Origin of the sequence: Luteolibacter ambystomatis (assembly GCF_018137965.1) — a bacterium.
In the GTDB taxonomy this organism is placed as follows: domain Bacteria; phylum Verrucomicrobiota; class Verrucomicrobiia; order Verrucomicrobiales; family Akkermansiaceae; genus Luteolibacter; species Luteolibacter ambystomatis.
In genome coordinates this window covers 4,004,197-4,029,586 of sequence record NZ_CP073100.1, presented here as the reverse complement: position 1 = coordinate 4,029,586, position 25,390 = coordinate 4,004,197, and the positions used below count along the sequence as shown (strand labels likewise).

Annotated in this window: 20 protein-coding genes and 2 tRNA genes; 15 read left to right on the top strand and 7 right to left on the bottom strand. The window is 63.5% G+C overall.

Annotated elements, in window-relative coordinates; all coding sequences use genetic code 11:
* Nucleotides 1-7: 7 nt before the first annotated feature.
* The 4 genes from KBB96_RS15520 (at nucleotide 8) to KBB96_RS15505 (ending at nucleotide 2,220) form a co-directional block, all read left to right on the top strand.
* The gene (locus KBB96_RS15520; protein ID WP_211630406.1) at nucleotides 8-1,375 is read left to right on the top strand and encodes a hypothetical protein; all 1,368 of its coding nucleotides are present in this window, start codon (nucleotides 8-10) and stop codon (nucleotides 1,373-1,375) included.
* A gap of 56 nt (nucleotides 1,376-1,431) precedes the next feature.
* Nucleotides 1,432-1,508: transfer RNA gene (locus KBB96_RS15515), tRNA-Arg, on the top strand.
* A 21-nt stretch (nucleotides 1,509-1,529) separates the two neighbouring features.
* Nucleotides 1,530-1,606: transfer RNA gene (locus tag KBB96_RS15510), tRNA-Pro, on the top strand.
* 242 nt (nucleotides 1,607-1,848) lie between these two features.
* Nucleotides 1,849-2,220, top strand: a complete 372-nt coding sequence (locus KBB96_RS15505; protein ID WP_211630404.1) for a metallopeptidase family protein — start codon at nucleotides 1,849-1,851, stop codon at nucleotides 2,218-2,220.
* A 4-nt stretch (nucleotides 2,221-2,224) separates the two neighbouring features.
* On the opposite strand, the gene purN is transcribed toward KBB96_RS15505, so the two are convergent.
* On the bottom strand, nucleotides 2,225-2,803 hold the full coding sequence (purN, locus tag KBB96_RS15500; protein WP_211630402.1) for a phosphoribosylglycinamide formyltransferase: 579 nt from the start codon (nucleotides 2,801-2,803) through the stop codon (nucleotides 2,225-2,227).
* A gap of 149 nt (nucleotides 2,804-2,952) precedes the next feature.
* On the opposite strand from purN, the gene KBB96_RS15495 reads away from it, so the two are divergent.
* From KBB96_RS15495 to KBB96_RS15485, 3 genes are read left to right on the top strand one after another with little or no spacing between them, the layout of a single operon-like run.
* Nucleotides 2,953-4,053: an aminopeptidase gene (locus KBB96_RS15495; RefSeq protein WP_211630401.1), complete on the top strand. Its 1,101-nt coding sequence runs from the start codon at nucleotides 2,953-2,955 to the stop codon at nucleotides 4,051-4,053.
* 53 nt (nucleotides 4,054-4,106) lie between these two features.
* Entirely contained in the window at nucleotides 4,107-5,402 is a 1,296-nt protein-coding gene (locus KBB96_RS15490; protein ID WP_211630400.1) for a DUF3142 domain-containing protein, read from the top strand.
* 25 nt (nucleotides 5,403-5,427) lie between these two features.
* Nucleotides 5,428-7,632, top strand: a complete 2,205-nt coding sequence (locus KBB96_RS15485) for a hypothetical protein (RefSeq protein ID WP_211630399.1) — start codon at nucleotides 5,428-5,430, stop codon at nucleotides 7,630-7,632.
* Nucleotides 7,633-7,638: 6 nt separating this feature from the next.
* On the opposite strand, the gene KBB96_RS15480 is transcribed toward KBB96_RS15485, so the two are convergent.
* Nucleotides 7,639-12,765, bottom strand: a complete 5,127-nt coding sequence (locus KBB96_RS15480) for a tetratricopeptide repeat protein (RefSeq protein WP_211630398.1) — start codon at nucleotides 12,763-12,765, stop codon at nucleotides 7,639-7,641.
* A gap of 119 nt (nucleotides 12,766-12,884) precedes the next feature.
* On the opposite strand from KBB96_RS15480, the gene KBB96_RS15475 reads away from it, so the two are divergent.
* Nucleotides 12,885-13,493, top strand: coding sequence for a DUF2238 domain-containing protein (locus KBB96_RS15475; protein WP_211630397.1), 609 nt, complete (start codon nucleotides 12,885-12,887; stop codon nucleotides 13,491-13,493).
* 4 nt (nucleotides 13,494-13,497) lie between these two features.
* On the opposite strand, the gene KBB96_RS15470 is transcribed toward KBB96_RS15475, so the two are convergent.
* Nucleotides 13,498-14,790: a hypothetical protein gene (locus tag KBB96_RS15470; protein WP_211630396.1), complete on the bottom strand. Its 1,293-nt coding sequence runs from the start codon at nucleotides 14,788-14,790 to the stop codon at nucleotides 13,498-13,500.
* 89 nt (nucleotides 14,791-14,879) lie between these two features.
* Complete coding sequence (locus tag KBB96_RS15465) at nucleotides 14,880-15,503, bottom strand: superoxide dismutase (RefSeq protein ID WP_211630394.1); 624 nt, start codon at nucleotides 15,501-15,503, stop codon at nucleotides 14,880-14,882.
* Between the two features lie 109 nt (nucleotides 15,504-15,612).
* Here KBB96_RS15465 and KBB96_RS15460 point away from each other — a divergent pair, with 109 nt between their 5' ends.
* Complete coding sequence (locus tag KBB96_RS15460; RefSeq protein WP_211630393.1) at nucleotides 15,613-17,109, top strand: DNA recombination protein RmuC; 1,497 nt, start codon at nucleotides 15,613-15,615, stop codon at nucleotides 17,107-17,109.
* Between the two features lie 126 nt (nucleotides 17,110-17,235).
* Here KBB96_RS15460 and KBB96_RS15455 read toward each other — a convergent pair whose 3' ends face one another.
* Complete coding sequence (locus tag KBB96_RS15455) at nucleotides 17,236-18,261, bottom strand: tRNA dihydrouridine synthase (RefSeq protein WP_211630391.1); 1,026 nt, start codon at nucleotides 18,259-18,261, stop codon at nucleotides 17,236-17,238.
* Between the two features lie 29 nt (nucleotides 18,262-18,290).
* Nucleotides 18,291-18,893, bottom strand: coding sequence for a flavin reductase family protein (locus KBB96_RS15450; protein WP_211630389.1), 603 nt, complete (start codon nucleotides 18,891-18,893; stop codon nucleotides 18,291-18,293).
* 102 nt (nucleotides 18,894-18,995) lie between these two features.
* Between KBB96_RS15450 and KBB96_RS15445 the strand changes: the two genes are divergently transcribed.
* Both KBB96_RS15445 and KBB96_RS15440 read left to right on the top strand, forming a co-directional pair.
* Nucleotides 18,996-19,511, top strand: coding sequence for a GbsR/MarR family transcriptional regulator (locus tag KBB96_RS15445; protein WP_211630387.1), 516 nt, complete (start codon nucleotides 18,996-18,998; stop codon nucleotides 19,509-19,511).
* Nucleotides 19,512-19,540: 29 nt separating this feature from the next.
* Entirely contained in the window at nucleotides 19,541-20,050 is a 510-nt protein-coding gene (locus tag KBB96_RS15440) for a transcription termination/antitermination NusG family protein (RefSeq protein ID WP_211630385.1), read from the top strand.
* 38 nt (nucleotides 20,051-20,088) lie between these two features.
* Here KBB96_RS15440 and KBB96_RS15435 read toward each other — a convergent pair whose 3' ends face one another.
* Nucleotides 20,089-20,409: a low molecular weight protein tyrosine phosphatase family protein gene (locus tag KBB96_RS15435; protein WP_211630384.1), complete on the bottom strand. Its 321-nt coding sequence runs from the start codon at nucleotides 20,407-20,409 to the stop codon at nucleotides 20,089-20,091.
* A gap of 392 nt (nucleotides 20,410-20,801) precedes the next feature.
* Between KBB96_RS15435 and KBB96_RS15430 the strand changes: the two genes are divergently transcribed.
* From KBB96_RS15430 to KBB96_RS15415, 4 genes are read left to right on the top strand one after another with little or no spacing between them, the layout of a single operon-like run.
* Nucleotides 20,802-21,773, top strand: a complete 972-nt coding sequence (locus tag KBB96_RS15430) for a UDP-glucuronic acid decarboxylase family protein (RefSeq protein ID WP_211630382.1) — start codon at nucleotides 20,802-20,804, stop codon at nucleotides 21,771-21,773.
* Between the two features lie 7 nt (nucleotides 21,774-21,780).
* Nucleotides 21,781-22,959 carry a UDP-galactopyranose mutase gene (gene glf / locus KBB96_RS15425; RefSeq protein WP_211630380.1) on the top strand — a complete coding sequence of 393 codons (1,179 nt, stop codon included), beginning with the start codon at nucleotides 21,781-21,783 and terminating at the stop codon, nucleotides 22,957-22,959.
* Nucleotides 22,956-24,272 (top strand): nucleotide sugar dehydrogenase, encoded by a 1,317-nt coding sequence (locus tag KBB96_RS15420; RefSeq protein WP_211630378.1) that lies wholly within the window; start codon nucleotides 22,956-22,958, stop codon nucleotides 24,270-24,272. Before glf ends, KBB96_RS15420 begins: the two co-directional genes overlap by 4 nt.
* A gap of 6 nt (nucleotides 24,273-24,278) precedes the next feature.
* Nucleotides 24,279-25,385: a DegT/DnrJ/EryC1/StrS family aminotransferase gene (locus tag KBB96_RS15415; protein WP_211630376.1), complete on the top strand. Its 1,107-nt coding sequence runs from the start codon at nucleotides 24,279-24,281 to the stop codon at nucleotides 25,383-25,385.
* Nucleotides 25,386-25,390: the final 5 nt, after the last annotated feature.

Genomic DNA, 25,390 nt, shown 5'->3' with positions numbered 1-25,390 from the left:
AACTGGAATGGCAGACGAGCCTCCCAACCCCTACGCGCCGCCGATCGTCCAGGATGCGCCTGACCTCCAAAAGGGACTCTGGAAATGCGATGGAACCGATCTGTGGGTGCGGACCGGGGCGTTCCTTCCCGGAGTCGATCTGCTGACCGGGGAGGTGCTGCCTGCGGATGCGGTGGTCCGGCAGGTTTCCCTCATGCCGTTGAACCTGCGTGTGCTGATTCCCTGTATCTTCATCGCCGGTGCGGCGTCCGGCCGGGAGCAGCTGGAATCGTGGTTGGGCTTTCACATTCCCATCGAGGTCCTGACGGGTATCGTGGTCCTTCTGTGCCTCTTGTCCGGGCGCTGGTTGAAGGTGCCAACCTGGCTGATCCGATACCAGCAATCACAGCTGGCTTCGCGCCGCCTCATGCGGCCTATCTTGATCTGGATCGCGTGTATCATCGGCTCCTGCGTCGTAGGCACCCTCATTGCCTGGGCCTTGGTTTCCCAATCCACTCATCGCATGGAGCCGTTCGCGGTGGGGGGCCTGATTCTGGTGCCTCCGGTGGTGGCTGCGATTGTTGGCGGGGTTCTGGTGCTCAAGCGCGACGGCCAGTTGCGGACCGGAGGGACCTCCGGTGATTGGCTGCTGCTGCGCGGGGTACATCAGGCGGCCATCGATTTCCTTTGCGCGCTTCCACCTCCGCCGGATCCGGCCTCGCGGCCCAATCTGGATCTGCGGACCTACGTCATCCACATGGCGAAACATCCGCTGTTGGAGTGGTTCAGGTTGCTGCGCTGGCGTCCACTGCCCTGCCTGAACATTCTCCTGACGAAACTCCTCCAACCGCGGGCGTTGGACACCCGTGCGGTCATGCAGACGAAGCCCTCCACGGCGGGTTCCGAGGTCGTTTCGACGGAGTTCCGGGACCGCATCCTGGCCATGGAGCCCGGTCTCCGGGAGGACGGTTGGTCGATCCATACGTGGATTCATCTGCCGATCCCGGATCGCTTCAACAGTCACTCGGAACAGATCTGTCTGTTCCATCGGGACCGGCGTGACCTGATGTTCTTCTCGCGGGTCCGTGGCGATGCGTTTCCCGAGCGGTACTCGGTTGCTCTCTATGCATGGCTGCCGGATGGGACGTCCCTGAAAACCTCGGATGACACCGCCTTTGCCTCCGCCATTCCCATGGGCTGCGAATGGGAGCAACTGCCTGGCACGCCGTCTCCCGAACTCATTGCCAGACACATGCGGAAGTCGGTCGAACGCGGCGCGGTGAGCCTCCGGGATGCCGGGGAAGCGTTCGAGCGCGTGATCCGGATGAACTTGGAAAACCACGCCCGTTTGCACGCGAGAGGAATTTGTGGTCCGCTCGAAGAGATTTCCGCGTAAAATGTTGACAGGGTCGGGCCGTTGGGGTCTTCTCTGCGCCCCGCCGCAAGGCCAACGCACTCGTAGCTCAATTGGATAGAGCGTCTGACTACGGATCAGAAGGTTTGGGGTTCGAGTCCCTACGAGTGCGCCACTCATTTTCCACCACTGGTTTCGGGGCGTAGCGCAGTCTGGTAGCGCGCTTCGTTCGGGACGAAGAGGTCGTGGGTTCGAATCCCGCCGCCCCGACCATGGTTGACCAAGCCTCCTTCACCGGGAGGCTTTTTTGTTTCAAGAACGATCGCTGTTCTTTCCACCCAGGAGTGGTGGGTGAGAACTTTCGAGCGCAGCAAGAGTCCGAATGCGGCAGGAGCTTCGCGACTTCGTAAAAATTGGCGAAGCCACATGCTGGCATGGCCGAAGGTAATTCCGCCAGGGGTTCGCCGCGTTTCTTCCCTCTTCCTCTCCCTCCCCCCATCCGCTAGAACCCCGCCATGGATTTCGAAACGCTCTCCAAGTGGGCCGATGAGGAAGTGAAGGCCGTGCTCGCCACCCTGCCGCCGCAGGTCAAGAAGCCGGCCATGGCGTGCTCGATCTCCTTCGAGGAGCGCCCCGGTCGCAGCCTTCACGACGAAGAACTGGAGGGCGACGAACTCGGCCTTTTCGAAGGACCCTCCCTGTTGGAGGAAACCTCGTCTCCCGGCGGCATGATCCCGCAGGTCCGGCTGTTCCTCTTCAATTTGTGGGAATGGGTCGAACAGGACGAGCAGGACTATCGCGATGAGGTCGGCATCACCTTCCTCCACGAACTCGGCCACTACCTCGGCTGGGAGGAGAATGATCTGGAAGATCGCGGCCTCGAATAGCCGGTCAGACGCCGAGTTTCTCCGCGACGACCCGGATGGCCTCCGGGTAGAGCCGGTGCTCTTCCACCTGGATGCGGGCGTGCAGAGTCTCCGGCGTATCATCCGCCAGTACCGGCACCTTTGCTTGAAGAACCGCCGGGCCGGTATCCATCCCTGCGTCCACATAGTGGACCGTGCAGCCGCTTTCCGTGGCTCCTGCGGCCAGCGCCTGCTTCCATGCATCCACACCGGGAAAGGCGGGGAGCAGAGCGGGGTGGATGTTCAAAATGCGGTCTGGAAAGGCGTCCAACAGCGGCTGCTTTACCAGCCGCATGAAGCCCGCGAGGCAGACGATGTCCACGCCCGCCTCATGCAACTGCCGGGCGGTGGCGGCTTGCACTTCCTCCGGGAACTTCGTCTTGAAGCCCTGGCAGTCGATCACCGCGGTGGGGATGCCACGCTTGGCGGCACGCTCGAGAATGAAAGCTCCCGGATTGTCGGAAAGCACCAGCGCGATTTCGGCATCGAGTGTTCCGGCGTCGATCGCATCGAGGATCGCTTGCATGTTGGAACCGGAACCGGAGCCGAGGATACCGAGGCGCATGCCCGGGTGTAGAACGCGGGGCGGGGGTTTTCAACCGCCAAGGCGGGTTGGGCGCAAGGGGGATGGCTTCAAACGAGCAGAGACGCCGGTTGGGAATCAATACCCCGCATTGGAACTTGGCAGTTCCCAAGGAGTTGACAGCATGCCGCATGCACGACGCCCGCATCGACGCTCTTGCCCGTCAGTTGGTCCGCTACTCGACCTCGCTGAAGAAAGGCGAGAAGGTCCTCATCGATCTCTATGACGTGCCGGATTCCATCGGCATCGCGTTGATCCGCGAGACCCGTGCGAAGGGTGCTATCCCGGTCGTTCGCATCCATGACTCCCGCATCACGCGTGAGATGCTGTTCGGTGCGGAGGATGCCCAGTACTCGATCATCTCGAAGCATCTGCTCGCCGAGATGAAGGATATGGACGCCTACATCGCGATCCGCGGCGGCCACAACATCGCCGAGTCCTCCGATGTCCCGGCCGAGCGCATGAAGCTCGCCATGAAGCATCTCCGCCCGGTGATCGACCACCGTGTGAAGAAAACCAAATGGTGCGTGCTGCGCTGGCCGAATCCGGCGATGGCCCAGCAGGCGGGCATGAGCACGGAGGCCTTCGAGAACTTCTACTTCGATGTCTGCCTGCTCGACTACAAGGCGCTCATCCCCGCGATGAACGCGCTGAAGAAGCTCATGGACAAGACCGACCGCGTGGAGATCACCGGCCCGGGCACCCATCTCAAGTTTTCCATCAAGGACATCCCCGCCATCGTCTGCGGCGGCACCTGCAATATTCCGGACGGCGAGGTCTTCACCGCGCCGGTGCGCGATTCCGTCGAAGGTGTGATCTCCTACAACACGCCGACGATCTACCAGGGCATTCCCTTCGACAACGTGAAGCTGGAGTTCTCCAAGGGCAAAATCGTGAAGGCCGAGGCCGGAGCGAAGACCAAGCAACTCAACAAGATCCTCGATAGCGACGAGGGTGCGCGCTACATCGGCGAGTTCGCCATCGGCTTCCACCCGGTGATCCGCGAGCCGATGCGTGACATCCTCTTCGATGAGAAGATCGCCGGTTCCTTCCACTTCACGCCGGGCCAGGCCTATGAGGAGGCGGACAATGGCAACCGCTCGCAGGTCCATTGGGACCTCGTGAACATCCAGCGCAAGGACTACGGTGGCGGCGAGATCAAGTTCGACGGCAAGGTCATCCGCAAGGACGGCAAGTTCCTGCCCGCCGCATTGGCGAAGCTGAACGGGTGAGCCTCGCGAGCGTTCCTGCTTGTGAGCGGAGAAAGCGGACTGCAAATGGAAGCATGGGCTTTGCCTTTCCGGTCCGCGCCGTCATCGCCCCGCTGCTGCTGGCGGCATTGTCGTCCTGCGACAAGACGAAGCCCGCGGAGGCTCCGGCGACCGCATCCGGCCCGATGGTTCAGCGGGCCTATGTCTGGCAGCGTGATTGGAGGCCGGAGGTGTCCCGATCCATTGCCGCCCATGGCGGAGCCTTCGACAGTCTGGCCGTGCTCGCCGCTCAGATCGAGTGGAAGGCAACAGGCGGGGAGCCGTCCGTGGTCCGACCTCCGATTGACTGGGGTGCTCTCCGTGCCGCCGCGAGGCCCGCGGGTCTCGTCGCCAGGGTGCAGCGGGCGGGTGAGGGCCGGATGGTGGCGGAGGCTGTGATCCGCGTGCTGTTGGAGCGTCTCGCCGAGGCGAAAGCGGCATCGGTTCCGGTTTCCGAGTTCCAGATCGATTACGATTGCGCGCAGAAGAATCTCGAAGGCTACCGGCAGTGGTTGGCCTCTGTCCGGGAAGGATTGCGTTCCACCGGTGTTCCGCTGCGCATCACCACGCTGCCGAGTTGGCTCGGTGAGCCCGCTTTTGAAAAGCTCGTGGATGGGGTGGATGGTTATGTTCTTCAGGTCCATTCATTCGATCTCACCGCACTCGGAAAGGCGCCCACCGTCTGCGATCCGGTGATGGCGCGGGAGTGGGTGGCGCGCGCGGCGAAGCTCGGCCGCCCGTTCCATGTCGCCCTGCCCACCTACAGTTGTATCGCCGGGTACGGGCCGGATGGCCGTTGCCTCGGGATGGTGGCGGACGCCGGCCATCCGACGTGGCGGTGGGACGCCCGCGTGGTGGAATTCACATCGGATTCCGCAGACCTCGCCGGATTGGTGGCGGAGTGGACGAAGCAACGTCCGGCCATGATGCAGGGACTCTACTGGTATCGTCTGCCGGTCGATGGAGAAACGTACAACTGGCGCTGGCCTACGCTGGCAGCGGTGATGTCTGGTCGTGTGCCGATGGCGAGATGGGAGATCAAGGCGGCTCCCGGCAGCCCCGTGGACTTCGTGCTTTGGAATACCGGTGAGAAGGACGACCTGCTGCCCAGGAGCATTCGTGTCACCCGGCCGGGACCTCCGGAGGCCGTCGTTGCGGATGGGCTCGGCGGCTGGCAGTGCAAGGCCGCTCCGGACCATGTCGATTTCCAGTTCCCTACCCAAGGTAGGCCGATCCGTCTGGCGCCGGGAAATTCGATGCCGCTGGGATGGATTCGCTATCAGGAACCGCCGCCACCTGATATGACGTTTTCCTATGAAATCGTCCGCTAGAGGGATGCTTTTGGTTTTGTGCGGAATGTTTTCCGGCGAGGCCTTCGCGACCGGCGGCTGGGTGCCGGAGCGCTTTCTTGATGAAGGCGGGCAGGTGCTGAAAGGTCCGCCGCAGTTCTACTGGGACCTCGAACTCAATCGTCTCGCCAGGCAGTATGCGGAGAAGGATCTGCCGCCGGAATTCAAGACCGATCCGTCCGAGGACACGGCGGAGGATGGCAAGGCGGGGGCCACTGCCGCAGCGGACAACGCCGACTTCGAGGAGGCGCTGAAATCCGGAAAACTGAAACCCACCGATGTGACATCGGCCCGAGCCGCACAGGCTGAGATGCGGGCGTGGCTTCAAAAAGGAGCCAGCGATGAAGATCGCCCGAAGCTGGCCGAGACGGATTCCGAATTCGCGGACTACCACCGGGGTGCGGGCTTGTTGGCCGATGACAAACCGGCGGAGGCGAAGACCGCGTGGGAGAAGTTGCTCCAGCGCCCCGCCGGGCAACGCCACTACCGCACGGTATGGGCCGCCTACATGCTCGGGAAGACCTGCATGCAGGATGAAAAAACCCGCGCCGATGCGGTGGCTTGGTTCGGCAAGTGCCGCCAATACGCGCGGGAGGGATTTGCGGATCCGCTGAATCTGGCTGCGGATAGTTTCGGTTGGCAGGCGCGTGCCGAGTATGATGCGGGCAATCACGCGGCCGCCGCCCGCCACTATCTCCAGCAACTTGCGTTGGGCGATACCTCGGCGATCCGTTCCATGAAGCTGCTGGTGCCGGACCGGGAGACCGGTGCGGGACTGTCGCCGCTTTCCTTCGAGGCATTGGTCCCACAGGGGCCGCAGGATGACTCCGTGCCTCATCCGGAAAAGACGGAGGAGCAACTCAAGGCGGAGGCCGGGACGGTGGAGCACAAGATGATCGCAGCCGCCAAGGATGAAGTCCTCCGCCAGATCGTCACAGCGCACGTTCTCTCCACCAGCACGTCCTATTGGTCGGAGTCGGACAAGACCCGCCTGACCACATGGCTGGAAATTGTGGAGAAGGCGAAGTTGGACCGCATGGAAGGCGCGGCATCGCTCGGATGGGCCGCCTACACCGCCGGGAAGTTCGCGGAGGCGGAAAAGTGGGCCCGCCTCGACAAGCCCGCTTCGCCGCTCGGGCAATGGCTCCAGGCGAAGCTCGCCCTGCGCAAGGGTGACTTCGCCACTGCATCCAGCCTCATGGCGGTGGTGGTGCCCCAGCTTCCGGACGATGCGGCCACCCGCTACGAGGATGGCTATCTTCCCAAAGCCTCCGCCGCCGCGGATCTGGGAGCCTCGTTGTTGGCCCAAGGAAAGTTCAAGGAATCTCTGGCGGCCTTCTGGAGCGGTGGTTGCTGGTTTGACGCCGGCTATGTGGCGGAGCGTTTGCTGGGCACCGACGAACTGGTCGCGTTCGTGAAGGCCAATGCCATGCTCACGGATGAGGAGCGCGCCAATCAACCGGGTGATGAGCGGACTCCCGCGGACATGCGCCGCGAGATGAGAAACAACCTCATGAACCTCGCCGGACGCCGCCTCATCCGCGAAGACCGGAATGCCGAAGGCCGCCTCCTGCTTGGCGAGGAACCCCGCAAGCTCTTCGACCTGTTCCGGGAACTGGGTGCGAAGGGAAACAACGAGAAGAATCCGAAGAAGGAGCGCGCCCGGGCGCTCTTCGAGGCCGCATGCATTCTCGAAGATGGCTCGTCCTGGTGTGGCACCGAGGATGATGTCGTCCGTGCCGAGTGGGGCGGCTATGCGCCGGAACATCCGGAAGCCCTCGTCCAGTCCCGCATGACTGGCAAATCGAAGGCATCGGGCGGAGATGAGGAAGATGGAGACAAGGTGAAGTTGGTCGACAACTTCGTTCCTTCCTCGGACTCCGAGCGCAAGCGTCTTGCCCAGGGACGTGCCGCATCCATGCGCCAGTACGTCCGACAAGCCTCCGCCCTTGCGGTGAAAGCCGCCGCCTTGCTTCCGGACAATACCGAGGAAACCGCGGACGTTCTCAACCAGGCGGGCCGCTGGATCCAGGACCTCGACAATCCCGGCGCGGACAAGATCTACTACCAGATTGAGAAGCGTTGCCCGAAGACCGGGATCGGCAAGGCCGTGATTGAAAAACATTGGTTCATCGAACCCGACGGCCCGTGGACCGGCGGAGCCGGAACGGGCGATTCGTTCGACAAGGCCCCGGAGGAAAAGTCCCGGTAAGGGCTCTTACTTCTGCTGCGACCCGATGCCACGGGCCAGGCCGATCAAGACACCAATGATGAGAATCGGCGATCCGGAGACCACGGCGATGACGATTGCCGCGATCGCGAGAAGAACGATTGCGACCTTGAACAGGGCGGATTTTGCTTTGCTCGACTTGCGGGCTCCGCCCCACATCTTGATCACCTTCCGCGGGTTGCCCTTCAGTCCGGGAATCTGTGAAGCCAGCGCCTTTTGGGCGGCACGGATGTGGTTGGTAGCCGCAGGGTCATCCGGCCATGTGCCGAGCTGCCGGATGGCGTTGCGGTAGTGGGTTTCCGCGGTCGATGTTTTCGTGCGCGTGGCCGCAACCATCGCCCGGCCCAGTTCCGCCAGTCCGTTGTAGTACTGCGAAGTACGGCCTTCCTCGATGGGACCGAGCAACTCGTCCGCTTCATCCACTCGCGCGATGGATGCGAGATAGGATGCGTGCGCCGCGCGCAATGCGAGCGAGTTGCGATCATTGCGGAAGCGCGTGATGCCTGATTCGCGGATCGGCGCGGATGCGGCCGGGCCCTCCATCGCGTCGATGGCGGAGGTCAGGTTCACCAGCGTGTGGGCACCCACCGCATCGCCGCGGTCTTTCCAATCACCAAGCCATTGAGCCCCGGCCTTGAAGTCATCGATGGCGACCAACACCTCGCCCACTGCGTTCCATAGTTCCGGATCGGCATGGAAGCGGGCGCGTTCCTTGCGGATCCACGTGCGGGCCAGGCTTGGCAGGCGGTTCCGGGGTGCGGAATGAAGCAGCACGTCCCATGCGGCATTGCGTGCCGGTTCCGGGATCTTGAATTTGCGCAGGCGCTTGGCGGCTTTTTCCAAGGCCTCCTTGCCCGAGAATGGCGAGGCCCACGCGGCGAGGACAGCCGGTGAAAGATCGCCACCCTCCGTGACCATCCGGTCGAGGAGGTTCTGCCATTTCACGCCGAGCTTGTGATTGGTGAACTCCTGGTTCAGCCACATCAGCGGACCGGCCTCGTCGATTTCGCGGCAGAGTTTTTCGCCCATCTCCAGAGCCATGGAATCCCGCTTGTCCGCGAGGGCGATCAGGATGGCATCGCACTCCACCCATGGCCCCGGTGAGTAGTGGCGGAGCATCTGGAGGGTTTCCCGTGCCGCGTTCAATTCGCCGCTCCTGATGCGGAGATAGATCAATTTGCGTCCGGCGAATTCATAGGTGGGATCCAGCAGGAAGGCCCGGTTGAAGGCACGCTTGGCCTGGTCCGGTTTTTCCAACTGCTCGGCGGCGAGTCCGGCGAAACCGTGTGCGATGGAGTTGTCCGGACTGAAGCGCGTCCATTGTTTCGTGGAATCCTCCAAAGCCTTCCAATTCTTCCGCGCGTGATGCCATTCGGAAAGCAACTGCCATCCCCACGCATAGTCGGGCTGTCGTTCCAGTACGGCCTCCATGGCGCGGATGGCGGCCGGTCCATCACCCATCTCCATCATTACCCAGGCGCGACGACCGGCGACTTCGAAGGGTGACTCCGTTTCTCCCGGTGCCGCTTCGCACGCCTGCAGGGCCTCATCGTAGCGGCCCAGATCGCAGAGCAGTACGGGCACTTGATCCCGCAGTTGGGTGGCTTTGGGGTGAAGGGCCAATCCCGCGCGTGCGGTTTCGAGGGCCTTTTCCCGATCCTTCAGTGTCCGGAGAATATCCACGGCGATGCCCCACCAGGAGGCGCTGTGGCTGTGCGTCACGTTCTGGCGTTCGACCAGATCGCGGAGTTCCTGTTCCTTGCCGAGTCCGGTTGAGGAATGGGTCAATGCGGACCATGCCCAGGCATAGGTGGGCGCGGCGTCCACGGCGTTCAGCAGGCTTTGCCATGCTTCTTCCTTCTTGCCACGACGGAGCAGCAATTCCGCCAGCACGCCGTGGTTCATTGCGTTCAGCGGCTCGTGACGGACGGCACTCCGGAGCACGTCTTCGGCCTCATCGTGGCGACCGAGGCGTTCGAGCGATTCGGAAAGGCTGCGGGCGGCGGTGTCCCAGGCGGGAGCCAGTTCGAGCGCCTTCCGTTGGGCCTCCACCTCGCCCGCCACATCACCCGCGGCATGGCGCACCTTCGCCACCTCCAGCCATGTGCGCGGCAGCAATGGGAAAGCCGTGGCCAGATGGTCCGAGCAGATCGCGGCCTCGCCCGGCAGATCCATTTGCAAGGCCTGGCTCAACCGCGCGATCCATGTCTGCCAGAGATCCGGGCGCTCCTTGCAGAAGCCCTGCAGCCGCGCCATGAGATCCGGCGGCGCGAGCACGCCCCAGGCGCAGCGCTGGAATACCGGCACGCATTCGCCATTGGACACCTGGCGTTTCATTTCCTCCGCTACGAAGGCAATCGACTCCTGCTGGGCGGCGGGGTCGGGACACCACTCCATCAGCCGGTCGATCGCGAAGGTGTAGTCGATATCCAGCATCAGCGCGCGACGGAGGCAGGCCACGGCTTCCTCCTGTTCTCCGTGGCGGTGGAGCAGATCGGCCAGCACGCCGAGGGAGGCGGGCTCACGTTCATTGCGCGACAAGGCTTCGCGGGCATCCGCCAGGCCGCCCTCTTGATCTCCCAGCCGGAACCGGGCGCTGGCGCGTTCGCGGCGTGCCCAGTTGTCGTCCGGGTCCAGCTCCAGCAGGCGGTCGAGCGTGGGCAACGGGTCTTCAGGCGCGGACTGCCACTGGGCCAGCAGCGTCAGCAGTCCGGTGTGGCGCGGGTGCCGGGCGACTCCGGCCTTCACAAACGCCAGCGCTTCGGTTTCACCCTGTTCCTCCGCGATCAGGCGCGCGAGCGTCTGCCAGGCATCGATCGCCAGCGGTTCACGCTCCAGCACTCCCTGCCACTGGCGGATGGCCAGCGGGCGATCGCCGAGGTAAAGCGCCGTCCGCGCGCGATGGCGACGCCATTGGGAATCCGCGACCTTGCCGCGCGCTTCCTCGATCCACTGCAATCCCACGGCTCGCTCGGCATCGCCCCACCGGACCATCATCTGTCCGGCCTCCAGTTTCAATGTCCCATCCTCGGGGAAGACGGTCATGGCTTCTTCCAGCACCGCCCTTGCCTCGCTGGCTCGTTGCAGGCTCTCCAAGGCTCCGGAAAGCGTGAGCCATGGTGCGGAATCGGAGCGTCCCTGATGCTTCGTCCTTTGGCGGAGAAACTCCAATCCATCCTCGATGCGCCCGATGATCCGGCAACTGTCGAAGTAGCTCCGTGCGTAAGGCTCCCATGCGGACGAGAGGTTCGAGGCGTAGCGCCGCAGCCGCGCCGCTTCTTCGAACTCCCCGCGCTTGATGTGCCATTTCGCCAGATTCTCCAGCGGTTGTCCGTCCTGCTGTTTGCGCAGGACCGCGCGACGCAGGTAGCGGCGGGCCGGGGCGAGCTGTCTGGCATCTTCCAGCAACCACTCGCCCAACTCCGAGATGAAAATCGGATCGCAGGGCTTCGCGGTGATCGTTTCCAGGAGAACCTTGCTGGCCTCGCGGTCGCCCAGCATTTGCAGGACTCCGAGGCGGTTGAGCTGGAGCGGCGCATGATTGGGAAAGCGGGCGATCAAGCGGTCCGTGAATTCCAGTTGCCGGGCACGGTGGCCCAGATAGGCGGCCAGCTCCACTTCTCCGAGCAGCGTGAGCGGATGCTCCGGTGAGATCGCCCGCAAGGTGGACACCGCTTCCTCCGCCTTCCAGCGGTCGTGATGTTCGGTCGCCACGGAAAGATGGTGATGCGCGTCATACACCGCTTCATCCGGAAACAGGATGCCATCGAGCCGGTGGGCTTCCTCCTGCGGCACCAGCACCATGCAGCGGGGGCCTTGTGTCGGATGGGCTTCGATCAGGCCGTCGATCAACATCTCGCCGTAGTGGCGGTTGGTGGGATCGCGCAGCAGCACCATGTCCGAGCGATCGTCATAGCCGATGCAGGCCTGGAGGTGTGCGGAGGTGACGTAGGAGGTGGTGAGCGTGAAGGGCAGGCCGCGATCGATCAGGGCGATGAGCACCTCGCGGGTGAACCGGAATTCACGCACCGTGAAGCCATGCGTCTCCGCCCAACCGTGCTCCTTGTGCCAAGGCGTGCCGTTGTAGCAGATGGCATCGGCGATGGCGAGGTGGTCGTGATCCTTGCCCCAGTACTTCGCCAGTGAGGCGAGTGTCGCGGGCGCACAGGTCATGTTGTGCTGGCGGATGAAGGGCACGTTCAGGCGCTTGCGCTTGCGCGTCCGGGCATCCGGCCGCCTCAGCTTCTCGGCCATGAATTTCTGGAAGCCCTCGCCCTTGCGATCGCACCATTCCAAGCAGGCATCGATGTCATCGGCCAGATAGTGGAAGTCCGCGCGGCGTCCGGCGATCCACTTGGTGAGATCCTTCGTGATCAGGGGCATGCGGCGCTCCGCCTCATCCAGGCACCACAGTCCGCGCTCATGATCCTCGCGTTCGCTGTAGAGCGCCTGGAGTTGCATCGCGAACGCGCCCAGCTCGGTGGCATCGTGAGCCTCGTGAAGCAGTTGGATGGCTTCATCGTCACGGCCGAGGTGGACCAGACAATCCACCGTTTGCAACACCGAGGGACGATGGAACTTCCGGATCCGCATGCCCTCACGGGCTGCGGCCAGCGCTTCCTCGTAGCGGTCTTCCATCTCGAGGACGGACGACCGCTGCACGCGGATCCAGGGGGAGGACGGGACAAGGCGGATCGCCTCATCGGCTGCTTCATGTGCTGCCGCGAAATCGCGGAGCGTGCCGAGTGCCCAGGACTTGAATGAGAGGAGATCGGCGCGGTCCGTGTCTTCCATCGGGCGTGTCCGCTGCTCCAGCATGGCCTGGATCTCCGGCAGCAGCAGCACCGGAGGGCGCCACTTGAGCCGGGGAAACAATGCTTGGAAATAGCGGCCGGGGTCCTGCCGGTCGTCACGCCAGTTGAGGATGTCGAAGACGTTGGCGAGCTTGGAGTTCCCGGCGGTGGATGCGATCCGTGCCGCCACGAGCAGGGCGGGCCCCGGTGCCCACCTCTCCATCGGTCCGTGTTCCTTGGCGAGCTCCCATGCCTGGAGGATGAGCCCTTGTTCCCACAGGCGCTCCAGTTGCGCCAGCACGTCCTCCCGCGGTTCAAACATCTCCATCATCCGCGGCACACATATCCCGGGGATCGGTGGCTGGCCAGCCCGCTTGCTGGAGAAATGCGGCCTTGGCGGATGGTGCTTCCGCACGGTCTGTTTCGTGCGATGTTGGACGAATGAAGCGTTCCGGCCTGCTGCCTCTTCTCGCCTGCGTCCTGCCCGTTTTGGCATGGTCGATGTGGCGTCCTTACGACTGGCTGACGTGGGGCATGGAAACCGCGCCGGTGTTCATCGGTTTGGCCGGGTTGTTCATTGCCGCGCGCAAGGGCTGGTCCTTCTCAAGCTTCGCGCTGACATGCATCGCCCTGCACATGATCCTGCTGATCGTCGGTGGGCACTACACCTATGCGAGGGTGCCGCTTGGTGAATGGGCGGAGGATTGGTTCGGCTTCCAGCGCAACCATTACGATCGCCTCGGTCATTTCGCGCAGGGCTTCGTGCCCGCGGTACTGTTCCGCGAGGTGATGATCCGGAACCGCGTGATCGCGCGGCGCGGTTGGCGGGAGTTTCTCACGGTTTGCTTCTGCATGGCGGTGAGCGCGGTGTATGAGCTTCTGGAGTGGTGCGCCGCACTGGTGTCCGCGCAGGCATCGGAAGCGTTCCTCGGTACCCAGGGTGATCCATGGGATACGCAGGAGGATATGTTCACCTGCCTGATCGGTTCGCTGGTGGCGGTGGTGCTCACGCGGTTTTTCCAAGACCGCTCGATCCGGAAAAGGAGTTGAGGCGTCAGCCGGGGAGGGCTTTTCCGGGGGTGGAGTCTCCGGAGGCCGGATCATCCGTTGGAGAGCATCTCTTCCGCCACCGCTTCCTCACGGCCATCACCACCAGTGCCGCGAGCAACAGGCCCGCGCCATCCGATAGCAGATCGCCGATGTCCCCGCGATCCCATGCCTGATGCTGTTGGTAGTTCGGCAGCGCTTCCGAGGCGAACGCGATCACCGCGGTGATCGGCCACAGCCCGGGGCGCGCGAATCCGAACAGCGCCAGCCCGAAGGCTCCGAAGGCGACGATGTGGAGGAAGTTGAAGCGGTCGTGCAACTGCCGGATCGCTTCATCGACGAAACGGTCCTCGCGTTTCTCCGATGGTGGTGCGGGAGCCGGGGCCGTGGGCGGAACGATCGCAGGAGGTGCGGGTGGCGCGACCGGCGGTGGAACCACTGGAGAAACCGGCGGCGGTGCTGGTGCTGGAACGACGGCGACCGGCGGAACGGGTTGGGGTGGCGCAGGTTCGGGAGCCTTGGGAGGGGCAACTACTGGAAGTGCCGTACCAAGCCGGAATTGCCCCGAGAGCGAGCGGGCGCTGAACCGCGGCTGGGGAAACACCAGGAACCACGTGGCCCCCACCAGCGTGCATCCGGCGAGGAGGGCGCGGAGCCATTTCCAGCGTCCGGGAGCAGGAGCCGCCCACCATGTTCCCCACAGCACCCACGCGATCAGCAGAGCGGTGGCGGCCGGAAGAAACCACGCGCGCTGCCGGACCACGGAGACCTCCACGTTTCGGAGTTGCAGCGAGCCGCGTACGCCCCAGTGCTCCAGCGAGAGACGTTGTTCTCCGCCATTCGGAACGAGATCGAAAACTGCTTCTTCATGATGCCATGGGGCACTGCCATACGCGCTGATCAGGCCGTGATCGTGAGGCATGGTCGTGGTGCCATCCGGATGCTTGCCGAAGAGAATCACCCGCGCCGTGGCCCAGCGGACGTCGCCGTCCTGCTCCACGTCGTCCCACTTCGCATCCATCTCGATGTGGAGGAACCGCGCGTCATCCAGAGTGCCCAGCACGTGCTCGACCAGCACCGCCGGGTCGCCATCCCCTTTGGTGCGGGAGATTGTCACCGCGCCGGTTTCATCCGGATTGGCTTCACGGCCCTTCCCGCTTTTCCATTCCCAGCCCGGCAGACCCGGCTTGAAAGGGCCGGTGAGCAGCGGCCCGGAGTGCTCGAAACGAAACTGCCATGCCAGGACGGTCAGCATCGCCAGCACCAGTGCGGCCAGGAGTTTGGGCAGGAGCCGTTTCATGGGCATGAAAAAAGGCGGGGACATCGCTGTCCCCGCCGGATGAAATCATGATTCTGGCGAGGGGAACAAGAACGTCCCCCCCCGGTGGATCAGGCACCGTAGTTGGCGGCGACCACGTCCCAGTTCACCACGTTCCAGAACGCGGCGATGTAGTCCGGGCGGCGGTTCTGGTAGTTGAGGTAGTAGGCGTGCTCCCAGACATCGAGGCCGAGCAGCGGGGTTTCGCCGTTGCCGCCGAAATCCTTGCCCATGATCGGGTTGTCCTGGTTGGCGGAGGAGCTCACGGAGAGCTTGCCCTCGGCGTTCTTGGTGAGCCAGGCCCAGCCGGAGCCGAAGCGGGTGGCACCGGCCTTGGCGAAGGCTTCCTTGAAGGCGTCGAAGGAACCGAAGGCATCGTCGATGGCCTTGGCGAGCGCACCGGACGGAGCCTTGGCACCGCCGGGGGCGATCACCTTCCAGAAGAAGGAGTGGTTCACGTGGCCGCCGCCGTTGTTGCGGACCGCAGCGCGGATGTCTTCCGGCACGGCGGCCAGATTGCGGACGAGATCCTCGGCGCTCTTCGACTCGAGGTCGGCCTTGCCGGCGATCGCGTTGTTGAGGTTGGTCACGTAGGCGTTGTGGTGCTTGCTGTGATGGATCTCCATCGTGCGCGCGTCGATGTGCGGTTCGAGCGCGTTGTAAGCGTAGCCAAGTTCGGGAAGCGTGAAGGCCATGGGAATCGGGAGTTTGGTTTGCGTTCCGACGCGGCGGCGGATACGCCGGTTGTCGCGTGGACAGCCTAACCAAAGCGCAGGCAAAAATCCCCGCAAGGTAAAATCCGCCATGCCGCCCGAACTCCAACAGCATCTGCCCGTTATCATCGCCGCCGTTGCAGGCCTTTTCCTCGGCTGGCTGATTACAAAACTGGCCGCCAACAGCCGCCACACCGCCGCCGCCGAGCGTCTGAAGGCCGAGGAACGCCGCGCGGCCGAAATCGAGGCCCGCCTTGCACGCCTCACCGAGGAGTCGACCCTCAACGATCAGGAGGCCAGCGCCGTCCGCAGCCACCTCGCGGAGTTGAAGACGCGTCTGGAAGAAGAGCAGAAAGCGGCCAAAGCGAAACAAGAGCTTCTCGACCGCGCCGAGCAGCGCCTTTCCGATACCTTCAAGGCGCTCTCCGCCGATGCCCTGAAATCCTCCGCTGAACAGTTCCTCCAGCTCGCCAAGACCTCGTTGCGCGCCCAGACGGAGGAAGCGAAGGGAGAGATCGAGCAGCGGAAGACCGCCATCGAGAACCTCGTGAAGCCGGTGGCGGAATCGCTCGGGAAGTTCGAACTCCGCGTCGGTGAGATCGAGAAAGCCCGCGTGGCCGCCTATGCGGAACTCCAGCAGCAGGTGAAATCGCTCGGCGAAGGCCAGTCCGGCCTCCAGCGCGAGACCGCGAATCTGGTGAAGGCGTTGCGCCAGCCCACCGGTCGAGGCCAGTGGGGGGAAATCCAGCTCCGCCGCGTGGTCGAACTGGCCGGCATGCAGGAGCACTGCGATTTCGAAACCCAGCACACCGCCACCACCGATGAGGGCAAGCGCCTGCGCCCGGATCTCATCGTGAAGCTGCCCGGTGGCAAGACCCTCGTCGTCGATTCCAAGACGCCGATGGATGCCTATCTGGATGCGCTGGAAGCCGCGGATGACGCCACCCGTGAGGACGCGCTGCGCCGCCACACCCGCCAGGTCCGCACGCACATCGACCAGCTTTCCTCGAAGAACTACACCGCGCAGTTCGATCACACGCCGGAGTTCACGGTGCTGTTCCTGCCCAGTGAGTCGTTTTTCTCCGCGGCCCTCCAGAATGATCCCGGTCTGATCGAGCGCGGTGTGGACAATGGTGTCATCCTCGCGACGCCGACCACGCTGATCGCGCTGCTGCGGGCCGTGGCCTACGGCTGGCGTCAGGAGGCGCTGGCCGAGAACGCGCGCGAGATTTCCGCGATGGGCCGCACGCTCTACGAACGCCTCGGCACGCTGTCCGGACACTTCGCGAAGGTTGGCAAGTCGCTGGATGGCGCGGTGCAGAACTACAACAACGCCGTCGCCTCCTTCGAAAGCCGCGTGCTGCCCGCCGCCCGCAAGTTCGAGGACCTCAAGGCGGCGGCGGAGAACGCCGTGCTGCCGGAACCGGAGCCGGTGGAAAAGCTCGCGCGATTGCCGCGGGATACCGCGCCGGAGACGCAGGCCGCCCTGCCGACCATCGCCGTCGTGGAACCGGAGGATGATTTCACCTTCGTGCCCGATGCCGGTGCGCGGAACGCGGCGAGTGATTTGAGATCGGCGCTGGAGTAACTAGTAGCGCGAGGCTCCCGCCTTGCGTGTGTCTCCAAGATCGCTGCCGCTGAAGTCACGAGTCATCCTTAGGGCACGCTTTTTCAGGTCCGATTCTCCAGAAGCACGCAAGGCGGGAGCCTCGCGCTACTTCACCAACTCCCCGAAGCCGCAGAACAGCTTGGTGTCGTCCGGCGGTGTGTCCGGGAGCGGGGCGTCGTGGTCAAGGTGATCGCGGCAGGCGGATTCGAAGTCCTCCGGGGTCTTCGCCCGGCAGATGCGGTGGTGGAAATCCTGATCCAGTCCCTGGGTGATATAGACCATCGTCTTTTTCATCCGCTGGACGTGGGCGAGGGGATTGAAACGCTTCGTTTCCGCCGCCAGTTCGGCGTACAGCTCCATCGCGTATTCCAGAAGGTCTCGTCTGGTTGGTTGGATGGCAGCTTCTCCGGCGAACGCGGCCTTTAGCTGCGTGAAAATCCACGGATTCCGGATCGCGCCACGACCCACCATCAGACCCGCCGCGCCCGTCTTTTGAATATAAGACAAACCAGTTGGTATGTTAACCACATTGCCGTTGGCGATCACCGGGCAGGGCAGGGTTTCGGCCGCCAGCTTCACGCAGTCCGGATGGACCGGGGTTTGATAGCGTTCCTCCACGGTGCGGCCGTGGATGGTCAGCAGGTCGATGGCGTGCTTGGCAAAAACCTCCAGCAACCGGGGAAACTCCTCCGGATCGTGATAGCCGATCCGGGTCTTCACGGTGAAACGACCGGGAATCACCTCGCGCAGCGCCCCGAAGATGGCGTCGATCTGATCCGGGCTCCGCAGCAGCCCGCCACCCGCATCCTTGCGGCACACCACCGGAGCCGGGCAACCCAGGTTCAGGTCGATCCCGGCCACCGGATGGCGCTGGAGTTCCACCGCCGTCTTGACCAAGGCGGGGATGTCCCGCCCGATCATCTGCGCAAATACCGGTCGGTCGGTTTTGTTCTCCGTAATCGAGCGCAGGATGTAGGGATCGGGCCGGGAATCCGGATAGACGCGGAAATATTCGGTGACGAACCAATCGGGCGCACCGCGCCGGGCGATCACCCGCATGAATGGGAGATCGGTGACGTCCTGCATCGGGGCGAGGACGAGCGAGGGGCGGTCTGGAGCGAGGAGATCCAAGGTCGAAATGGGAGAGAGGAGGGGTGAAATCAGGCCGGACGGACCATTTCAAACTGGTTGCGGGTGGTGCAATACCAGTTAGGCGAGGCCATGCGGCCCACCGGGTGATAGGCATTCACGCGGATGCGGGCGCTGTCCGGCTCGTAGATGTCCTCCCGCACGTGGACGCGCTGGATCAGGCCGAGGATCATCCGGTTTTCCCCGATCAACTGCACCGAGTGGACCTTGCACTCCAGCGCTGCCGGAGCTGCGGCCAGCCGTGGCGTGGCGATGGTGGAGGAGGAGAGCAGTTCCAGTCCTTCCTTGGCCACCTCGCTGGCGCCATAGGGCAGGGTGGCGGAGGAGCGGTTCATGGCTTCGCCCAGCGGCTCGTCCACCAGATGGACCACAAATTCGCCGCGCTCTTTCGCGTTCAGGGCGGTGTCCTTGGGAGTGCCATCGTGACGATCGCCAGGGCAGACCATCAGCAGGGGCGGATCAGTGCCTACGAGATTGAAAAAGGAAAACGGCGCCAGATTGACCGAGCCATCCGCGTTCAGCGTCGTCACCCAGGCGATCGGCCGGGGGCACACCAGCGAGGCCAGGATCGGATAGGCGCGTTCCGCGTGCGCGCCGAGCAGGTCGAGTTCCATGCCGCCACCCAAGCCGATCCGGCGGGAACCGTCCAATGTTTGGCACGGCGGGTTTGTTCAATAAAGTTTGAACATTGGCGTGGAGTGGGCTAGTTGGCCCACATGCCGCAGTCATCGGAGCGCGACGACGCCCCTTCCACTGGATCGCTCGATCCCTTGGAGCGCCTCGTCGTGGACGTATTCGTTGATGGGGTGAAGGTGTTGGGATTGCCGCGTTCGATCGGGGAAATCTACGGGTTGCTGTTCATTTCCCCGGTGCCGCTGGCGCTGGACGATCTGGTCGAGCGGCTTGACATCAGCAAGGGATCCGCCAGCCAGGGGCTCCGGGCCTTGAAGGGGCTCGGTGCGGTCCGCGAGGTGGAGTTGAATGGTGGACGCCGCACCTATTTCGAGCCGGCGGTCGAGCTGAAGCGCCTGGTGGGCGGCTTTATCCGCGAACAGGTCCGGCCCCACATCGAGAGCGGGAAGCAGAAGATCGGCAAGCTGGCCGAGGTCGCGGCCCGCGAGCAAGATCCCGAACGGCGCGAGTTTCTGGAGGAGCGGATCGAGCGGTTGGACAATTGGCTGCGGCGCGGAGGAGTGATGTTGCCTCTCATCCAACGGCTCCTAGGGCAATGAGCGGGGCCGGGCACAGCGCTTGGTACTGCGTGCGCACCCAGACGAAGCGCGAGCACATCGCCGCCGGACACCTGCGCGAATTGGAGGGGGTGGAGGTATTCTGCCCCCGCCTGCGCTACCGCAAGGCCACCCGCCGAGGGAAAATCTGGTGGGTCGAGCCGCTGTTTCCGGGCTACCTGTTGGCGAAGTTCGATCTCGCCGCCTTGGAGCGCGCGGTGACTTTCAGCCAGGGCGTGCGGGGATTGGTGCGCTTTGGCGGGCAGATTCCACCGGTGCCGCAGGGTTTTGTCGATCTGCTGCAGGCGGAGATCACGGAGCGGGATACCTCGGAAGGGGATGTCCTGACCGTGGCCCCGGTGATCGAGGAGGGAGAGGAAGTGGAGGTCGCCACCGGTCCGCTGCGGGGGATGAAAGGTACGGTGGTATCGGTGGCTCCAGCTCCGGAGCGCGTGAAGGTTCTTCTGGAGTTCCTTGGTCAGGAGCAGGTGGTGGATCTGGATCTGTTCGCGATCCTGATGCCGCGGAAGCCAAGGCCGTGAACGATTGGTCATCCCGGTTTCCCGCCCCGGCTATCCTATTATAGCAGTTTCCCGACCTTCGTTTTCAGGATCTCCACCAGCCGTGGATCCATGAACGGGTAGTGGTCCGGAATGCCGAGGCACACGACCCGCTTTTCCGTCAGCTCTTTGCGGAACTGGGAAGAGAGCTTGGCTTTATGATGGCGCTCCATGACGAAAATCAAATCCGCCCACTTTACGGTTTCGGAATCGAGGCGATTCTCCGCGTCCCGGCTGAGACCGGCTGACGCGCATTCGATCCCCGGATGATCTGCGAAGACCGCTTCGGCTGTCGGACTCCGCCAGCGGTTGCGGCTGCAAATGAACAAAACGTGGAGCATTGGATGTGGATGCGAGCTTTCAGTGACTGCGTTCCGCTGGTCCGCTCGGGGCCAATCCGCAACCGCCAAGCGCCAAAGCCATCAAAGGGAGGAATAGGGTGAGCCGTGACATCCGCGGTAGGGATAGGAAATCAGCTTCCACTGGCCAAATAAATCCGGAGCGGGTCTCGGGTGTCCGGTTTTTCCTCCTCCTTTCAGCCTCCCCGATCGCGTGGCTGGGTTTGTTCATTTTTTGTTGAACAAAGTCCGGAATTGCCCGTGGATGTCGGTGACCAACGCCTTTCCGAGTGGAGCGGCAGCCGTCCATTCCCTGAGTCCGCGCCCCAGGTTTCTTTTGCGAAGAGCAAAAGATCGACCAAGGGCGGCAGCGTGTCAGGCTTCCCACGTTTTCCATGAGTGTCAAAGATTCAGCTCTCCTGCGCGGCAAGACCGCTGTTGTGACCGGCGGTGCCGGATTCGTCCCCTCCCATCTGGTCGAGCGCCTGCTGGCGGATGGCCTGAAGGTGATCGCGCTGGACAATTTCGTGACCGGCCACCGCCGCAACATCGAGCACCTCATCGGCAACCCGGATTTCCAATTCATCGAGCAGGACGTGTCAGAGTCCTTCGAAATCGAAGGCCCGGTCGATTTCGTGTTCCACATGGCATCCCCGGCCAGCCCGATCGACTACGTGAAGATCCCGCTGGAGACGCTGAAGGCCGGTTCCTACGCCTCACACAACGCCCTCGAACTCGCACGGGTGAAAGGCGCGACCTATCTCGTGGCCTCCACCTCGGAGGTCTATGGCGATCCGGAGATCCACCCGCAGCCGGAAGGCTACTGGGGCAATGTGAACCCGGTGGGCGTGCGCAGTTGCTACGATGAAGCCAAGCGCTATGCCGAGGCCGTGACGATGGCCTACCACCGCGCCCACGGGGTGGACACCAAGATCGTCCGCATCTTCAACACCTACGGCCCGCGCATGCGTCTGGACGACGGCCGCGTGGTCCCCGCTTTCATCGGTCAGGCCCTCCGCGGCGAGCCGATGACCATGTTCGGCGGTGGCGGTCAGACCCGTTCGTTCTGCTACGTTTCCGACCTCGTCGAGGGCATCTGGAAGCTCGCACGCAGCAACACCAACGATCCGGTCAACATCGGCAACCCGCATGAGATGACCATCTACCAGTTCGGCGAGGCCATCGCCCGCCACTTCGACATTGAACTGGAGGTGGAGAACCGCCCGATGCCTCCGGACGATCCGAAGGTCCGCAAGCCGGACATCGCCCGCGCCAAGGATGTCCTGCACTGGGAGCCGGTGGTGTCTTTCGATGACGGCATCGCCCGCACCATCGAGTACTTCCGCGGAGTGGTGGCCACCGTCTGAGCGAGTCGTGGCGGACAAAACCCACATCGATTTTCTCATCGTCGGCGCCGGATTCTCCGGGCTGGTGATGGCCGAGCAGCTCTCGAACGCGGGCTGGAAATGCGTGATCGTGGACAAGCGCGATCACTTCGGCGGCAATGCCTATGATCGCAAGGACGAGGCGGGCGTGCTGATCCATCCCTACGGCCCGCACTATTTCCGGACGAACTCGCCGCGGATCGTCGGCTACCTCAGCCGCTTCACCGACTGGCATCCGGTCGACTATACGATCAAGAGCCACGCCGCCGGGCGCTACTGGAGCTTTCCGATCAACCTCAACACTTTCGAGGAATGGATCGGCCGCCCGGCCACCACGGCGGAGTTCGAGACCTGGCTGGAGGAGCACCGCGAGAAGATCGACAAGCCCGCGAACTCCGAGGAGGTCATCATCTCCCAGGTCGGCCGCGATCTCTACGAGCTGTTCTTCGAGGGCTACACGCTCAAGCAATGGCAGCGCCACCCGCGGGATCTCGATCCCTCCGTCTGCGGGCGCATCCCGATCCGCACCAACCGCGATGACCGCTATCTGCGCGAGGAATTCCAAGCCCTGCCGCGTGAAGGTTACACCGCCATGTTCCAGCGCATGCTGGAATCCTCGCCCGGTGCGGAACTCCACCTCGGCGTGGATTTCGAGGAAGCGAAGAACCGCTGGAGCTACACGCATCTCGTTTACACCGGCCCGATCGACGAATACTTCGACCGCTGCTACGGTCCGCTGCCCTACCGCTCGCTGCGCTTCGAGCATGAGAGCTTCACGGCGGACGAGCTGGTGGAACGCGAGGCGATCTCCGGCAAGCAGGGCTTCTGGCAGCCCGCGATGCAGGTGAACTACCCGGAGGCGGACGTGCCCTTCACCCGCATCGTGGAGATCAAGCACGCCACCGGCCAGCAGACGGACGCCACCACCATCGTGCGGGAGTTTCCAAAAGCGTGGACTCCGGGGGATGAACCGTTTTATCCCGTCCCCGCCGCCGATGCGAAGGAACTCTACCAGCGCTACGCGGCACTCGCCGCCGGGGAGGAGAACACCACCTTCACCGGCCGGCTCGCCACCTACCGCTATTACAACATGGACCAGGTCACCGGCATGGCCCTGACCGAAGCCGCCAAGCTCCTCGAACGCTTCGGCGTCCGCGAACGCGCATGAATCTCCAGCAGAAACTTTCCGCCAAAACCGCCGTCGTCGGCGTCGTCGGCCTCGGTTACGTCGGCCTGCCGCTCGTGCTCGCCTACGCCCGCGCCGGATTCAAGGCCGTCGGCTTCGACATTGATCCGAAGAAACCGGAGGCCCTCCATCGCGGCGAGAGCTACATCAAGCACATCCCGGGCGAGCATGTCGAAGAAGCGCGCGCCGCAGGAACGCTGGATGCCACCACCGATTTCCGCCGCGTCTCCGAGTGCGATGCGATCATCCTCTGCGTGCCGACTCCGCTCGACCACCACTTCGAGCCGGATCTGAGCTACGTGACGGACACGCTGGAATCCGTGGTCCCGCACCTGCGCGAAGGCCAGGCGATCAGCTTGGAAAGCACCACTTATCCCGGCACCACCGATGAGGAAGTGGTGACGCGGGTGGAGGCCGCGGGTTTCAAGGTCGGCACCAATCTCTTCGTCGTCTATTCGCCGGAGCGCGAGGACCCGGGCAATCCGAAGTTCTCCGCCACCAACATCCCGAAGGTGGTGGGCGGCATCACTCCGGCCTGCCTCGATGCGGGCGTGGCACTCTACAGCGCCGCTTTCGAACAGGTCGTGCCGGTCAGCTCCTGCAAGGTGGCCGAGTTGACCAAGCTGTTGGAGAACATCTTCCGCGCGGTGAACATCGGCCTCGTCAACGAACTGAAAGTCGCCGCCGATGCGATGGACATCGACATTTGGGAGGTGATCCGCGCTGCCTCGACCAAGCCCTTCGGCTTCACGCCTTTCTATCCCGGCCCCGGCCTCGGCGGCCATTGCATCCCGATCGACCCGTTCTACCTGACGTGGAAAGCCCGCGAATACGGCGTACACACCCGCTTCATCGAGCTGGCTGGCGAGATCAACCGCTCGATGCCGAAGTACGTGATCCATCGTGCGATGGAGGCTCTCAATTCCCGTGGCAAGGCGGTGAAAGGCAGCCGCGTGCTGCTGCTCGGCCTCGCCTACAAGGCGAACGTCGATGACATGCGCGAGTCGCCGACCTTCGAGCTGATGGACCGTTTCCTCGAACTCGGCGCACAGGTGGATTTCCACGACCCGCATGTGCCGGTCGTCGGAAAGACCCGTGAGCACATGAACTGGGCGGGCAAGGAGTCCGTCGCCTGGTCGAAGGAAGTACTCGGTTCGTATGACTGCGTGGTGATCTCGACGAACCACGCGGCGTTCAATTTGGATGAGCTTGCTGCTTCCGCCGATCTGATCGTCGATACCCGCAATGCCATGGCCGCCGTCGCGACGCGCGAAGGGCAGGTCGTGAAAGCCTGATTTCCCATGTCCGTTCCACTTTTAGACGTCAACGCGCAGAACCGTCCGCTCGAAGCCGAGCTGAAGGACGTGTTCGCGAAGGTCCTCGCCACCGGCCGCTTCATTCTCGGCGAGGAAGTCGAGGCCTTCGAACGCGAGTGCGCGCAGTACATCGGCGCGAAGCACGCGATCTCGATTTCCTCCGGCACGGACGCGATCCTGGTGGCGCTGATGGCCCTGGAGATTGGCGCAGGCGATGAAGTGCTGTGTCCGTCGTTCACCTTCTTTGCCACCGCCGGGTGCATCTCGCGCAGTGGTGCCGTGCCGGTGTTCTGCGATGTCCGTGAGGATGATTTCACCATCGACCTCGCCGCCGCCGCGAAGCTCATCACACCGAAGACGAAGGCGATCATGCCGGTGCATCTTTTCGGCCAGTGCTGCGACATGGATGCCATCCGCGCCTTCGCGGACGAGCACAAGCTGATCGTCATCGAGGACGCCGCGCAGTCGATCGGCGCGACTTTCAAGGGCGTTCAGTGCGGCAACTTCGGCGAGGTCGCCTGCTTCAGCTTTTTCCCTTCGAAGAATCTCGGCGGCTTCGGTGATGGCGGTCTCGTCACCACCAACAACGACGCGCTCGCGGAAAAGATCCTCAAGCTCCGCAACCACGGCATGCATCCGCGCTACTATCATCAGATGGTCGGCGGAAACTTCCGCATGGATGCGCTCCAGTGCGCGCTGTTGCGGGTGAAGCTGCGCCATCTTGATTCCTACGCGGAAGGCCGTGCACGCAATGCCGCGTGGTATGCCGCGAACCTGCCGCTGCCGGAAGGTTGCAAGGCTCCGGCAGCCCTCGAAAACCGCGGCCACGTCTGGAACCAGTTCACATTGCGCATCGCGGGTGAAGGCCGCCGCGATGCCTTCAAGCAGCACCTCGCCGAGCGCGGCATCGGCTGCGAGATCTACTACCCGGTGCCGTTGCACCAGCAGGAGTGCTTCGCCGATCTGCCTGCCAGCGATTGCCCTGTCTCCGAAGCGCTGTCGCGTGAAGTGCTCAGCATCCCGGTCTATCCGGAGCTGGTCCAGGCGCAGCTCGATGAAGTCGCGCTGGCCGTCGCCGCGTTCGCTTCCTGATTTCC